Here is a 12,764-nt window from a genome sequence, read left to right as displayed (position 1 = left end):
CCCACGAGGTGTACGACCCCTCGGTGCGCTCCCAGCGCACCAGCTCCGGCGGCAACTCCTCCAGGAAACGCGACGGCGGGTTGTAGGCCGGCTGCCCCCACGCCGAACGGGTCACCGCCCGGGAGAGGTAGAGGCGCTGGCGGGCCCGGGTGATCCCGACGTACGCCAGCCGCCGCTCCTCCTCCAGCTCGCGGGTGTCGCCGAGCGAGCGCAGGTGCGGGAAGACGCCGTCCTCCAGGCCGGTCAGGAAGACCACCGGGAACTCCAGCCCCTTCGCCGTGTGCAGCGTCATCAGGGTGACGACACCCTGGTGCTCCGGGTCGTCGGTGGGCACCTGGTCGGCGTCGGCGACGAGCGCGACCTGCTCCAGGAAGCCCGCCAACGTGGCCCGCTCCCCCTCGTCGCCGGTCGCCTCGATCCGCTCGGTGTACTCCCGGGCCACACTCACCAGTTCCTGGAGGTTGTCGACCCGCCCGGCGTCCTGCGGGTCGATGCTCTCCTCCAACTCGCTCAGGTAGCCCGAGCGGGTCAGCAGCGCCTCCAGCACCTCCTCCGGGGTGCCGGTCTCGGCCAGCTCGCGCGCGCCGTCGAGCAGGGCGACGAAGTCGGCGATGCTGTTCGCGGCGCGGGTGGAGATGCCCGGGGCCTCCTTGGCCCGGCGCAGGGCCGCTCCGAAGGAGATCCGCTCCCGGCCGGCGAGCGCCTCGACGCACGCCTCCGCCCGGTCGCCGATCCCGCGGCGCGGGGTGTTCAGGATCCGGCGCAGGCTGACCGTGTCGTCGTCGTTGACGACGGCGCGCAGGTAGGCCAGCGCGTCGCGGACCTCCTTGCGCTCGTAGAAGCGCACCCCGCCGACCACCTTGTACGGCAGCCCGACCCGGATGAACACCTCTTCGAAGACGCGGGACTGGGCGTTGGTCCGGTAGAAGACCGCGACGTCGCCGGGGCGGACGTCGGCGTCGTCGACGAGCCGGTCGATCTCCCGGGCCACCCAGTCCGCCTCGGCGTGCTCGGTGTCCGCGACGTAGCCGACGATCTGCTCGCCGTGCCCGGCGTCGCTCCACAGCCGCTTGGGCTTGCGGGAGGTGTTCCGGTCGATGACCGCGTTGGCGGCGTTGAGGATGGTCTGGGTGGAGCGGTAGTTCTGCTCCAGCAGGATCGTCCGGGCGTCGGGGTAGTCCCGCTCGAACTCCAGGATGTTGCGGATGGTCGCACCCCGGAACGCGTAGATCGACTGGTCGGCGTCACCGACCACGCAGAGCTCGGCCGGCGCCAGCCCCTCCGTACCCGAGACCAACTCCTTGATCAGCACGTACTGGGCGTGGTTGGTGTCCTGGTACTCGTCCACGAGCACGTGCCGGAAACGCCGCCGGTAGGTCTCCGCGACGTGCGGGTGCGACTGGAGCAGGTGCACCGTCGTCATGATCAGGTCGTCGAAGTCGAGCGCGTGCGCCTCGCGCAGCCGGCGCTGGTAGAGCGTGTACGCCTCGGCCAGCGCCCGCTCGTTGGGCCCCTTCGCCCGCGTCGCGAACTCCTCCGGGTCGACCAGCTCGTTCTTCAGGTTGGAGACCTGGGCGGCGAGCCCGCGCGCCGGGTAGCGCTTCGGGTCGAGGTCGAGCTCCCGGGCGACCAGCTGCATCAGCCGGCGGGAGTCGTCCGCGTCGTAGATCGAGAAGGTGGACTTGAGCCCGGCGTGCTCGTGCTCGGCGCGCAGGATCCGTACGCACGCGGAGTGGAAGGTCGACACCCACATGAGCCGGGCCCGCGGGCCGACCAGAGCGGCGACCCGCTCCTTCATCTCGCCGGCGGCCTTGTTGGTGAAGGTGATCGCGATGATCTCCCCCGGGTGCACGTCCCGCGCGGCGAGGAGATGGGCGATCCGGTGGGTGAGCACCCGGGTCTTGCCGGAGCCGGCGCCCGCCACGATCAGCAGGGGCGAGCCGGAGTGGGTGACCGCGTCGCGCTGCGGCCCGTTCAGCCCGGTGAGCAGTTCCTGGGGGTCGAGGCGGCGGCCGGCGGGCCCGGGCCGATGCGGGCGGGCCGGCTCCGGCGCGGGCGGGGACGCGGGAATGTCGAAGAGAGGATGCATCGCACGGCGAGTCTATGCCGCCGGCCGGACACTCCCCGACGGCGCACGCCCGGCAGCTCCGGGTGGCACGGCGCCACTGGGCGCCCGGCACCGGAACGGCCCGGTCGCCCGCCCGGCCGGCCACGCGGCCCGGTTGGTGGGAATCCTTGCGCCCCGGGCCACGACGTGGGCATACTCGACGGCGTGTTCGCTCAGCGCTACTACTTTTACTACGGCACCGGGAGTCCGGCAGCCGTAGGTCGCGCCTGATCGACAGACCTGCGAGAAAGCCCCGGGCTCCTGGAGCCCGGGGCTTTCTCGTTCCCGGGATCCGGTCACCGGGGCACGACGTCCGAGGGATACGGCGAAGATGACAGACGTGGTGCAGCAGAACAGCGGCCCGACCGGCAGCCGCGACGGGGAGCCCGACGAACCGGCGGGCGGCACGCCGGCCTCCGCGGGTGACGCGGAGGGCTCGGGGATCAGGCCGGCGGCGGGGCGGGTGCTGGACGCCGGCACGCAGGAGCCCATGACGGCGGCCCGGATCCGGGAGATCCGCACCCGGATCGACGAGATCGACCAGGCGATCATCGACCTCTGGCAGGAGCGGGCGCGCCTCTCCCAGGAGGTCGGCGCGATGCGGCGGGCCTCGGGTGGCACCCGGCTGGTGCTCTCCCGCGAGCGGGAGATCCTGGAGCACTTCCGCACCGCGCTCGGCCCCGACGGCACCCAGCTCGCGCTGCTGCTGCTCCGTGCCGGCCGCGGCCCGCTCTGACTCCTCCCCGCCCGGCCCTCGTCGAGGGCAAAGAAGAACCGCCTGCCGGTGTCGGGGACACCGGCAGGCGGTTCGAGGGGTGACTCAGGCGGCCTCGTGGGTCGCCACGATCTCCCGCTTCTCGGCGAAGTGGCACGCGCTCGGGTGGTCCGAGCCCGACCGGATCTGCAGCAGCGGCACCTCCCGGGCGCACACCTCCTGCGCCTTCCAGCAGCGGGTACGGAACCGGCAACCCGAGGGCGGGTTCGCCGGCGAGGGCACGTCACCGGTCAGCCGGATGATCGCCTTGTGCTCGCGCACGGTCGGGTCCGGCACCGGCACCGCGGAGAGCAGCGCCTGGGTGTACGGGTGGGTCGGCCGCTCGTAGATCTCGTCCTCGGTGCCGATCTCCACGATCTTGCCGAGGTACATCACGGCGACCCGGTCGCTGAGGTGCCGCACCACCGACAGGTCGTGCGCGATGAAGACGTACGCCAGGCCGAACTCGGCCTGGAGCTTCTCCAGCAGGTTCATCACCTGTGCCTGGATGGAGACGTCCAGCGCCGACACCGGCTCGTCGCAGACGATGATCTCCGGCCGCAGGGCGAGCGCCCGGGCGATGCCGATGCGCTGCCGCTGACCGCCGGAGAACTGGTGCGGGTACCGGTTGATGTGCTCCGGGTTGAGACCGACCAGGTCGAGGAGCTCCTTGACCTTGCCCCGCCGGCTGCCCTTCGGGGCCACCTCGGGGTGGATCTCGAACGGCTCGCCGATCAGGTCACCGACAGTCATCCGCGGGTTCAGCGAGGTGTACGGGTCCTGCATCACCAGCTGGATCTGCCGGCGCAGGCGGCGCAGCCCTCCACCGGAGAGCTTGGAGATGTCCTGCCCCTTGTAGTGCACGCTGCCGCCGGTCGGCTTCTCCAGGTTCATCAGCACCCGGGCGAGCGTCGACTTGCCGCAGCCGGACTCCCCGACCACGCCCAGGGTCTCGCCCTGACGCAGCTCGAAGGAGACGCCGTCGACCGCCTTGACGTGACCGATGGTCTTCTTGAACACCACGCCGCGGTGGATCGGGTAGTGCTTGACCAGGTCGCGGACCTCGAGGATGTTCTCAGTCACGGTTCACCAGCTCCTCGGCGAAGTGGCAGGCGCTGGCGCGGCCGGCGCCGATCTGCAGCAGCGGCGGCAGCTTCTCCCGGCAGACCGGTTGCGCCATGGGGCAGCGCGGGTTGAACGGGCAGCCCGGCGGGATGTTCATCAGGTTCGGCGGGAGGCCCTTGATGGTGCGCAGCTCCTGCCCCTTCTCGTCCAACCGCGGGATCGAGTTGAGCAGGCCCAGGGTGTACGGGTGCGCCGGCTTCGCGTACAGGTCGTACACGTCGGCTTCCTCGACGATCCGGCCGGCGTACATGACCGCGATCCGGTCCGCGACGTCGGCGACCACGCCGAGGTCGTGGGTGATCAGGATCATGCCCATCTGCCGCTCACGCTGGAGCTCGGCCAGCAGGTCCATGATCTGGGCCTGCACGGTCACGTCCAGCGCGGTCGTCGGCTCGTCGGCGATCAGCACCTCCGGGTCGAGCGCGAGCGACATGGCGATCATCGCCCGCTGCCGCATACCGCCCGAGAACTGGTGCGGGTAGTTGCTGAACCGGCCCTTGGCGTTCGGGATCTTGACCTGGTCGAGCATCTCGATCGCGCGCTTCTTGGCGTCCGAGCGGCTCATGCCGCGGCGGATGCGGAACTGCTCGGCGATCTGGAACCCGACGGTGAAGACCGGGTTCAGCGCGGAGAGCGCGTCCTGGAAGATCATCGCGATGCCCTCGCCGCGGATGCGACGACGCTCCTCGAAGGACATCGTGAGCATGTCCTTGCCGTGGAAGCGCGCCTGACCGCCGGTGACGAACCCGGGCGGGGTGTCGAGGATGCCCATGATGGTCTGCGCGGTGACGCTCTTGCCGGAGCCGGACTCGCCGAGCACGGCGAGGGTCTCCCCCGCGTCGACGTGGTACGTGACCCCGTTGATGACCTTGGCGACGCCGTCACGGGTACGGAACTCCACCCGGAGGTCGTCGACTTCGAGCAGCCGGCCGGCGGGACGCCCGGAGGCTCCCGCGGCGGACTGCTCGGACACGAGAATGTCGGACAACTGAATCTCCCCTAGCGGAGTTTCGGATCGAGGGCCTCGCGGACGGCCTCGCCGAGCATCACGAAGCTCAGCACGGCCGCGACGAGGAACGCGGCGGGGAAGAAGAGCAGGTACGGAGCGACCCGGACCAGGTCCTGCGCCTCGTTGATGATGATGCCCCACGAGACCACAGGAGACTTCAGCCCGACGCCCAGGAAGGAGAGCGTCGCCTCGGCGCCGATGAAGGAGCCGACCATGATCGTGCCGTACACCAGGATCGGGGCCAGGCAGTTCGGCAGCAGGTGCTTGAGGACGATCCGAGTGGTCCCGGCGCCGAGCGCCCGGGCCGCCACGATGTAGTCGGCCTCCTTGGTGGCGAGCACCGAGGAGCGCATGAGCCGCATCACGACCGGCCAGCTCAGCACGACCAGCGAGGCGATGACGAGGCCCTTGACCTCCCACTCGCCGTTGTTGCTGCCGACGCCGTTGAAGGTGGTCAGGATGACGATCGCGCCGAGCACGAACGGCAGGCCGAAGAAGACGTCGGCGATCCGGGAGAGCAGGGCGTCCACCCAGCCGCCACGGAAGCCGGCGATCATCCCCATGGTGCCGCCGATCAGCAGCGTGCCGATCACCGAGAGCAGCGCCACCACGATCGAGGCGTTGGCGCCGTAGATCGTCCGGGCGAAGACGTCCTGGCCCTGGATGTCGTAGCCGAACCAGGCGTGGCCGGACGGCTTCTCGAGGCTGCGGCTCAGGTTGCCGGCGGTCGGGTCGGCCGAGGTGAAGAGCGAGGGGAAGGCGGCCATCACGACGAAGAGCAGGATGAACGCCGCGGAGATCCAGAAGAGCGGCTTGCGCCGCAGGTCGCGCCAGGCGTCACCGAGCAGGCCGCGAGGCTTCTCCTGCTTGGCGTGCGCGGGCTGTCCCGCGTTGGTCGGGCCGCCGATCTCGGTGGGCTGGTGCGCCGGAGGTGTGGAGACGATCGAAGCAGCAGTCGGGTCACTCATGCCGCCACCTCGCTCGGCTCGGTGCCGCCCCGAGCGGACCGGCACACCGCGTTGATGATTCGTTCGCTGCGCTCACTCATAGCGGATCCTCGGGTCCAGGGCGGCGTAGAGCAGGTCCACCAGTAGGTTCATCAGGAGATAGACGAGCACCAGGATGACCACGATGGAGACCACCGTCGCGCTCTCCTTGGTGGTGATCGCCTGGTAGACGGTCCCGCCGATGCCCCTGATGTTGAAGATGCCCTCGGTGACGATGGCACCGCCCATCAGGGCGCCGAGGTCGGTGCCGAGCAGGGTGATCACCGGGATCAGCGAGTTGCGCAGCAGGTGCACGCCGACGACCCGGCGCATCGGCAGGCCCTTGGCGATCGCCGTGCGAACGTAGTCGGAGCGGCGGTTCTCCGAGATGCTGGTGCGGGCAACCCGGGCGATGTACGCCATCGAGGCGCTACCGAGCACGAAGCCGGGAACGAGCAGTTCGGAGAAGGGCATCTCGGCCGACACGGTGGGCTTGACGAGACCCCACTGCACGCCGAACAGCCACTGGAGCAGGAAGCCGACGACGAAGATCGGCAGGGCGATGAGGAAGAGCGTGGAGACCAGGACCAGGTTGTCCAGGAAGCCGTTACGTCGCAAGCCGCTCAGCACGCCCGCGGTGAGACCGATCAGCGCCTCGATCGCCAGGGCCACCAGGGCCAGCTTCAGCGTGTTCGGGTACGCCGTGGCGATGATGTCGTTGATCGAGCGACCGCTCCAGGTCGTGCCGAAGTCCCCCTGGAAGAGGTTCTTCATGTACGTGGCGTACTGCACGTACCACGGCTGATCCAGCTGGAACTTCTCGGTCATCATGGCGACGAAACCGGGCGGGCAGGGCCGCTCACCGCACTTGCCGGCGAACGGGTCGCCGGGCACCATCACCCAGACGAGCACGTAGATCAGCAAGGTCGTTCCGATGAAGACCGGGACGAGTTGGAGCAGCCGTCTCAACAGATAACGGCCCATGGGGTGGTCCTCCAGACAGGGGGCGCGTCGGCGACCGACGCGCTTGTTGACGTCGAGGGGTCTTGTGCACCCCTCGCGGAACGGCCCCAGGTCGGGCTCACCTGGTGTGGTGAGCCCGACCTGGGTCAGACCGTACGGATCAGAGCTCGACGGAGGTGATGTCGATCTCGCCGACGTTGGTCAGTTCGACCTTCTTGATCTTGTCCGAGTGGCCGGACTGCTGACCCTGGAAGTAGACCGGGATCGAGGGGACGTCCGCGTCGATGAGCTTGACGGCCTCGGCGAACTTCTTGTGCGCCTCGTCGAGGTTGGCGGCGCCGCTGGCCTCCTTGGCGAGGGCGTCGACCTGCGGGTTGCTGTACAGGCCGTCGTTCGACGAGCCACCCTTGACGTAGAGCGGGTTGACCCAGTTCTCGACGTCCGGGTAGTCCTGCTGCCAACCGGCACGGTACGGACCGGTCATCTTGTGGGCGTTGATCTGCTGACGGAAGACCGCGAAGGTCGGGATGCCCTCGGCCCGGGCGTTGATGCCCAGCACGTTCTTCACGCTCTGCGCAACGGCCTCCATCCAGTCCTTGTGGCTGGCGTCGGCGTTGTAGTAGAAGACCATCTCGCCCTGGTAGCCGCTGGACTCGGCGTAGAGCCGCTTGGCCTCGTCGGCGTTGAACTGGCAGGCGGTGCAGTTGCCGGCCACGGCGCCCGGGGTGAGCGGGTTGGCCCAGCTGTCGGCCGGGGTGCGATTGCCGAAGAAGATCTTGTCGGTGATCTCCTGCCGGTTGACGGCCAGCGAGATCGCCTTACGCAGCTTCGGGTCCTTGAACTTGGCGTCGTACATCGGGAAGGCGATGATGCCCGTGGACGGCGTGGTCGACTGGATCGCCCGCTCGCCCAGGTCGTTCTTCCACTTGTCACCGGCGAGCGCCGAGACCGGGACCTGCTGCTGGAAGTCGAGGTTGCCAGCGAGGAGGTCGTTGTACGCCGCCGTGTCCTCCTGGTAGAGCTTGACGTCGACGTCCTTGATCTTCATCTTGTCGCGCAGCGTGTAGTCGTCGAAGCGCGTCAGCTTGATCATGACGTCGTCTTCCCACGACACGAACTTCACCGGGCCGTTACCGACCGGCTTCTTGCCGAACTCGTCCGGCGTCTGGGTGAAGAACACGTCCGGCAGCGGCACGAAGGCGCTGTAGCCGAGCTTGGTGGGGAACACCGCGGTCGGCGCGGAGAGGGTGACCTCGAAGGTGTAGTCGTCGACGACCTTCAAGCCGGACATCTCCTTGGCCTTCGGCTCCGGCGCCTTCTGCGGGCCGTCGGCGTCCGGGTCCTCCGACTGCACGTCGGCGAAGCCCTGGATGTCGGCGAAGAAGCTGGCGTTCTGCGCGCCGTTCGGCGAGTAGGCCGCCCAGTTCCAGGCCTTGGTGAAGTTCGCTGCCTTCACCTCGCTGCCGTCGTGGAACTTCAGGCCCTTCTTGATCTTGATCGTGTAGACCTTGGAGTCGGTCGTCTCGATCGACTCGGCGACCGCGTTCTGCGGCGCGCCGCCGTTGTTCGGGTACTCGACCAGCCCGGTCCACAGGTAGTCGATGATCGCGCCACCACCGGTCTCGGTGGTGTTCGCCGGAACCAGGGGAACCTCCGGCTGGGTGCCGTCGATGACGATGGCGCCGTCTGCGGTGTTGCCGGCGTCGCCGCCGTCGTCGCTACCCGAGCAGCCGGACGCGATGAGCGCGACCGCCGCGCCCAGCGCAACCGCGCCGCTCGTCCGCTTCGAGACTCTCATTCCGAGGGGCCTCCTCTTTCTAACCTGGTTCCGTCGTGGGTATCACGCACGTCTTGGGGGTGACGCAACGGCGACCCGGTTACCGCGGACCGCCGAACACCACTGGGAATTCGGGACACCCCCTGGTGCACCGATCCGCCGGGCCGCCCCACCCGCTCGGGTTCGACACCGGGCACGCGTCGCCCCCACGGCACCGCGGTCCTCAGCGGTCGGGCGTGGGGGTCAGGTCGTGCGGGGTGCCTCACACCGGGGGGCGAGGTGCTGCCACTGTGACACCAACCGGCCGGTTCCGTGAAGGTGCCGTTATCAAGACGTTAGTTGGCCGCCACGTTGCCGATACTTGAGAAAAGATCATGAAAAACGCAGCTCATGCCGCTCTGAGCAGGTAAGACCTTGTCCCACCCACACGCCCTTTGCGCGCGTAGTCTCGGCCTCTGTGAGCTTTCCCGCGTCCGCTCCGGCCCTCGCCGACGTCCGTCGCGCGCTTGCGGTTTTTGCCCATCCGGATGATGTCGACTTCGCCTGCGCGGGCACGATCGCCGGCTGGAGGGATGAGGGTATCGAGGTCGCCTACCTCATCGTCACCCGGGGGGAGGCGGGCGGCTTCGACGACACCGAGCGGGCGGAGGTACCGCGGCTACGAGAGGCGGAGCAGCGGGCCGCCGCCGCGGCGCTCGGTGTCGCGCAGGTCCAACACCTCGACGGCTACCCGGACGGCGCGCTCGCCCCCACCCTCGCGCTCCGTCGCGACATCGTCGCGGCGATCCGCCGGTTCCGGCCCGACCGGGTCGTGACCCACTCCCGCTGCGGCGCTGGGAGCAGCTCACCGGGGCGAGCCACCCCGACCACCTCGCCGTCGGTGAGGCCGCCACCTGTGCCGTCTACCCCGACGCGCGCAACCGGTTCGCCCACCCGGAGCTCATCGGCGAGGGGCTGGCGCCCTGGGTCGTCCGGGAGGTCTGGTACGCGGGCGGACCCGCCCCGGACCACGCGGTCGACATCACCGACCGGTTCGACCGCAAGCTGGCGGCGATGCGCGCCCACCGCTCGCAGACCGGACACTTCGACGTGGAGAGCTGGATCCGAGCCCGGCTCACCACCGCCGCGGACAACGCGGGCCTGCCCCCCGGCCGCCTGGTCGAGGCCTTCACCGTGCTTCGTACCGAGTGAGCGAAGGGCGCCGCCGCTCACACCAGCCGGCGGTCGGCGGCCCACCGGGACAGTTCGTACCGGTTGGACATCTGCAGCTTGCGCAGCACGTTGGAGACGTGCGTCTCGACCGTCTTGATCGAGATGAACAGCTCTTTGGCGATCTCCTTGTACGCGTACCCCCGGGCGAGCAGCCGGAGCACCTCCCGCTCCCGGTTGGTGAGCTGGTCCAGCTCGGGATCGGCGACCGGGGCGTCCGGGCGGGCCGCGAAGGCGTCGAGCACGAACCCGGCCAGCCGGGGGCTGAACACGGCGTCCCCGTCGGCCACCCGGCGGATCGCCGCGGTCAGCTCGTCCGGGGAGATGGTCTTGGTGACATAGCCGCGAGCCCCGGCCCGGATCAGCCCGATGACGTCCTCGGCGGCGTCCGAGACGCTCAGCGCCAGGAACTTGACCTGCGGATGGCTGCGCCGCATCGACTCCAGCACCGCCCGCCCACCGCCGTCGGGCATGTGCACGTCGAGCAGGACCACGTCCGGCACGGTCGCGGCGATCCGGTTGACCGCCTCGGCCACCGTGCTCGCCTCACCCACCACCTCGACGTGGGCGCCGAGCTCGGCGCGTACGCCGGCACGGAACATGGCGTGGTCGTCCACGAGGAACACCCGCAGCCGTTCGACGCGGCCACCCGCCTCCTCGACCGATTCCATCGGCTGCTCGGCCATCGTCATCTGTCCCTTTCCGCAGTGGACGAGTCCCGGGAGATCGGCAGGATCAACCGGATCTCGGTGCCCTCCCCCGGCGTGGACCGGATCTCGGCCCGACCGCCGTGCCGTCTCATCCGCCCGACGATCGAACCACGTACCCCGTGCCGGTGGTCCTCCACCGTATCCGGGTCGAATCCCTTCCCCCGGTCCCGGACGAAGACGCTGACCTGTTCGGGTTCCACCTCGGCGTAGAGCGAGACGGTCTGCACCCCGGCGTGCCGGGCGGCGTTCACCAGCGCCTCGCGCGCGGCGGCGACCAGCGCGCCGACCCGCTCGTCGGTCTCCCGGTCGCCGACCACCACCGCCTCGACGTTGATCGCGAAGGTGTCCTCGACCTCGGCGGCGGCCTGCTCAAGGGCGGCCGCGAAGCGCTCGGTCGGCGACGCGGTCGGCTTGTAGAGCCAGTTGCGCAGCGACCGCTCCTGGCCCCGGGCCAGCCGCTGCACCGTCTTGACGTCGCCCGCGTTGCGCTGGATCAGGGCGAGGGTGTGCAGCACCTGGTCGTGCACCATCGCGGCGAGTTCGGCCCGTTCCTGCTCGCGGATGCGTCCCTCCCGCTCCGAGCGGAGCTGGTTGTACGTCCGCCACAGCACCGGCGCGGCGACCACCCCCACCCCGGCGAGGCCGACCAGCGCGAAGATGACGCCGTTGATCACCGCGTCGAGGTTCTGGGCCGGCGAGTAGACGGCGGCGACCCCGATGATGCCGACCGCCACGAGCACCCCGCCGCCGATGAAGCGGAGCACGAACGCGCGCCGGTCGCTCTCCTCGACCACGGCGCCGAGCCACGGCACCGGCAGGGACTCGCCCCACCGGCGGCGGCGCTCGGGCTCCGACTGGTGCCAGATCACCCCCGCGCCCACCGCGATGATCGCCACCAGCCAGCCGGCCGTACCGGCCGCGCCGATCGAGTCGAAGACCATCACCTGGACCAGCAGGACGCCGAGCCCGATCGCCACGAACGGCAGCAGCTGCGCCACGTCGCGACGCGGCGGCACCCCGCTGTCACCGGGACGCAGCGGCACCACCGCCCAGAAGGCCGCGTAGAGCAGCAGGCCGAGCCCGCTCAGCCCGAGCAGGACCATGAAGGCCACCCGTACCCGCAACACCGAGATGCCGAGATGATCGGCGATACCGGCGGCCACCCCGGCGGCCATCCGGTGCTCCGGGGCGCGGTAGAGGCGCGGTGGCGGGCTGACGCTGCTGATCGGAAGCTCCCTCGTCGCGGCGACGGCGCCGGGCCGTGGCGGTGCGGCCTGCGCCTGACGGTGGTACGGCTCCGATCGTCACACGCTGCGACGCACGTCGACCACGGGGACGCCCCCGACATTCCCGCCCCGGGATCTCAGGGTGCCGTCAGGGTCGGCTCCTGAGGTCGCTCGGGCGGATGAAGCAGCAGGATCGGAGGCATGACCGAGGAAGCTGCCCAGCCGCCCCGCGCAGGGGCGGCACCGCCGGACGGAGCAACGCCTCCGCCCGCGTCCACCGGCCGGCCCGGGACCGCCCCCGCCGGCCCGCCGCCCGCCGCGGCCCCGGCGGGCGGGCCGGCGGACGCCGGGTCGGGCGCGGCCGGGTACGGCCCGGGACCGGAGACGGCAGGCGCCGGCCCCACCCCGGGTTTCGGCCCGGCCTTCGGATACGCCGGGGGCGGGGGTACCCCGCCGCCACCGCCCGGTGGTCCGGCCGGCGCGGCGGGTGGCCCCCCGCCCGGCGCGGCCGGCTTCACCACGCGGTACGGGCTGGTCCGCCCACGTGACGGGCGCTACCTCGCCGGTGTCTGCGCCGCCATCGGCCGCGCGACCAACACCGACCCGGTGCTCTGGCGGGTGCTCCTCGCGGTGCTCGGGTTCTTCGGCGGGGTCGGCATCCTGGTCTACCTCGCCGCGTGGCTGATCATCCCCGGGGAGGGCGACACCGCGTCACCGATCGAGTCGATGCTCGGCCGCGGCCGGTCCAGCATGTCGCCGGTCACCGTGATCGTGCTCGGCATCGTCGCGGCCGTCGGATTCGGCTACATCGTCACCGACGCGTTCCGAGCGGTACTGCTCGGCGCGGCCATCCTGATCGGCGGGGCGCTGCTGTTGAACCGCGGGCAGCGCCGTCCCC

11 protein-coding genes and 1 pseudogene are annotated in these 12,764 nt (G+C 70.4%); 4 read left to right on the top strand and 8 right to left on the bottom strand.

Annotated elements, in window-relative coordinates; translation table 11 throughout:
• A partial coding sequence (pcrA, locus tag E1211_RS24355) for a DNA helicase PcrA (protein WP_132351331.1) occupies positions 1 to 2,089 on the bottom strand: 2,089 nt, incomplete at its 3' end.
• Between the two features lie 349 nt (positions 2,090 to 2,438).
• Between pcrA and E1211_RS33520 the strand changes: the two genes are divergently transcribed.
• A complete protein-coding gene (locus tag E1211_RS33520) occupies positions 2,439 to 2,843 on the top strand; it encodes a chorismate mutase (protein WP_132351330.1) in 405 nt (134 codons plus the stop codon).
• Positions 2,844 to 2,927: 84 nt separating this feature from the next.
• On the opposite strand, the gene E1211_RS24345 is transcribed toward E1211_RS33520, so the two are convergent.
• From E1211_RS24345 to E1211_RS24325, 5 genes are all read right to left on the bottom strand, one after another.
• Positions 2,928 to 3,944, bottom strand: a complete 1,017-nt coding sequence (locus E1211_RS24345) for an ABC transporter ATP-binding protein (RefSeq protein WP_132351329.1) — start codon at positions 3,942 to 3,944, stop codon at positions 2,928 to 2,930.
• On the bottom strand, positions 3,937 to 4,959 hold the full coding sequence (locus E1211_RS24340) for an ABC transporter ATP-binding protein (RefSeq protein WP_132351332.1): 1,023 nt from the start codon (positions 4,957 to 4,959) through the stop codon (positions 3,937 to 3,939). Before E1211_RS24340 ends, E1211_RS24345 begins: the two co-directional genes overlap by 8 nt.
• 26 nt (positions 4,960 to 4,985) lie before the next feature.
• Positions 4,986 to 5,963 carry an ABC transporter permease gene (locus E1211_RS24335; RefSeq protein ID WP_132351328.1) on the bottom strand — a complete coding sequence of 326 codons (978 nt, stop codon included), beginning with the start codon at positions 5,961 to 5,963 and terminating at the stop codon, positions 4,986 to 4,988.
• A gap of 72 nt (positions 5,964 to 6,035) precedes the next feature.
• Entirely contained in the window at positions 6,036 to 6,965 is a 930-nt protein-coding gene (locus E1211_RS24330; protein WP_132351327.1) for an ABC transporter permease, read from the bottom strand.
• A 139-nt stretch (positions 6,966 to 7,104) separates the two neighbouring features.
• Positions 7,105 to 8,742, bottom strand: coding sequence for an ABC transporter substrate-binding protein (locus E1211_RS24325; RefSeq protein WP_132351326.1), 1,638 nt, complete (start codon positions 8,740 to 8,742; stop codon positions 7,105 to 7,107).
• A gap of 436 nt (positions 8,743 to 9,178) precedes the next feature.
• Here E1211_RS24325 and E1211_RS33955 point away from each other — a divergent pair.
• Together E1211_RS33955 and E1211_RS33515 are read left to right on the top strand one after the other, a co-directional pair.
• Positions 9,179 to 9,496: pseudogene (locus E1211_RS33955) on the top strand (PIG-L deacetylase family protein); the annotation flags it as partial.
• 278 nt (positions 9,497 to 9,774) lie between these two features.
• Entirely contained in the window at positions 9,775 to 9,912 is a 138-nt protein-coding gene (locus tag E1211_RS33515) for a hypothetical protein (RefSeq protein ID WP_243709674.1), read from the top strand.
• Between the two features lie 17 nt (positions 9,913 to 9,929).
• Here the strand turns inward: E1211_RS33515 and E1211_RS24315 are convergent, their stop codons facing one another.
• Together E1211_RS24315 and E1211_RS24310 are read right to left on the bottom strand one after the other, a co-directional pair.
• Positions 9,930 to 10,616, bottom strand: coding sequence for a response regulator transcription factor (locus tag E1211_RS24315; protein ID WP_132351325.1), 687 nt, complete (start codon positions 10,614 to 10,616; stop codon positions 9,930 to 9,932).
• Positions 10,617 to 10,618: 2 nt separating this feature from the next.
• Positions 10,619 to 11,866 (bottom strand): ATP-binding protein, encoded by a 1,248-nt coding sequence (locus tag E1211_RS24310; RefSeq protein ID WP_132351324.1) that lies wholly within the window; start codon positions 11,864 to 11,866, stop codon positions 10,619 to 10,621.
• 201 nt (positions 11,867 to 12,067) lie between these two features.
• Here E1211_RS24310 and E1211_RS24305 point away from each other — a divergent pair.
• Positions 12,068 to 12,764 (top strand): PspC domain-containing protein (locus E1211_RS24305; RefSeq protein WP_132351323.1); only part of this gene is annotated, 697 nt, incomplete at its 3' end.

The sequence above is a fragment of the Micromonospora sp. 15K316 genome (assembly GCF_004348525.1).
Classification (GTDB): Bacteria; Actinomycetota; Actinomycetes; order Mycobacteriales; family Micromonosporaceae; genus Micromonospora.
Note: the sequence above shows the minus strand (reverse complement) of the source record. Positions and strands in the feature narration are given on the sequence as shown.

Coding starts and splice junctions, on each gene's coding strand:
- E1211_RS33520 (WP_132351330.1), top strand. CDS start 2,439: ATGACAGACGTGGTGCAGCAGAACAGCGGCCCGACCGGCAGCCGCGAC.
- E1211_RS24335 (WP_132351328.1), bottom strand. CDS start 5,963: ATGAGTGACCCGACTGCTGCTTCGATCGTCTCCACACCTCCGGCGCAC.
- E1211_RS24330 (WP_132351327.1), bottom strand. CDS start 6,965: ATGGGCCGTTATCTGTTGAGACGGCTGCTCCAACTCGTCCCGGTCTTC.
- E1211_RS24325 (WP_132351326.1), bottom strand. CDS start 8,742: ATGAGAGTCTCGAAGCGGACGAGCGGCGCGGTTGCGCTGGGCGCGGCG.
- E1211_RS33515 (WP_243709674.1), top strand. CDS start 9,775: ATGCGCGCCCACCGCTCGCAGACCGGACACTTCGACGTGGAGAGCTGG.
- E1211_RS24315 (WP_132351325.1), bottom strand. CDS start 10,616: ATGGCCGAGCAGCCGATGGAATCGGTCGAGGAGGCGGGTGGCCGCGTC.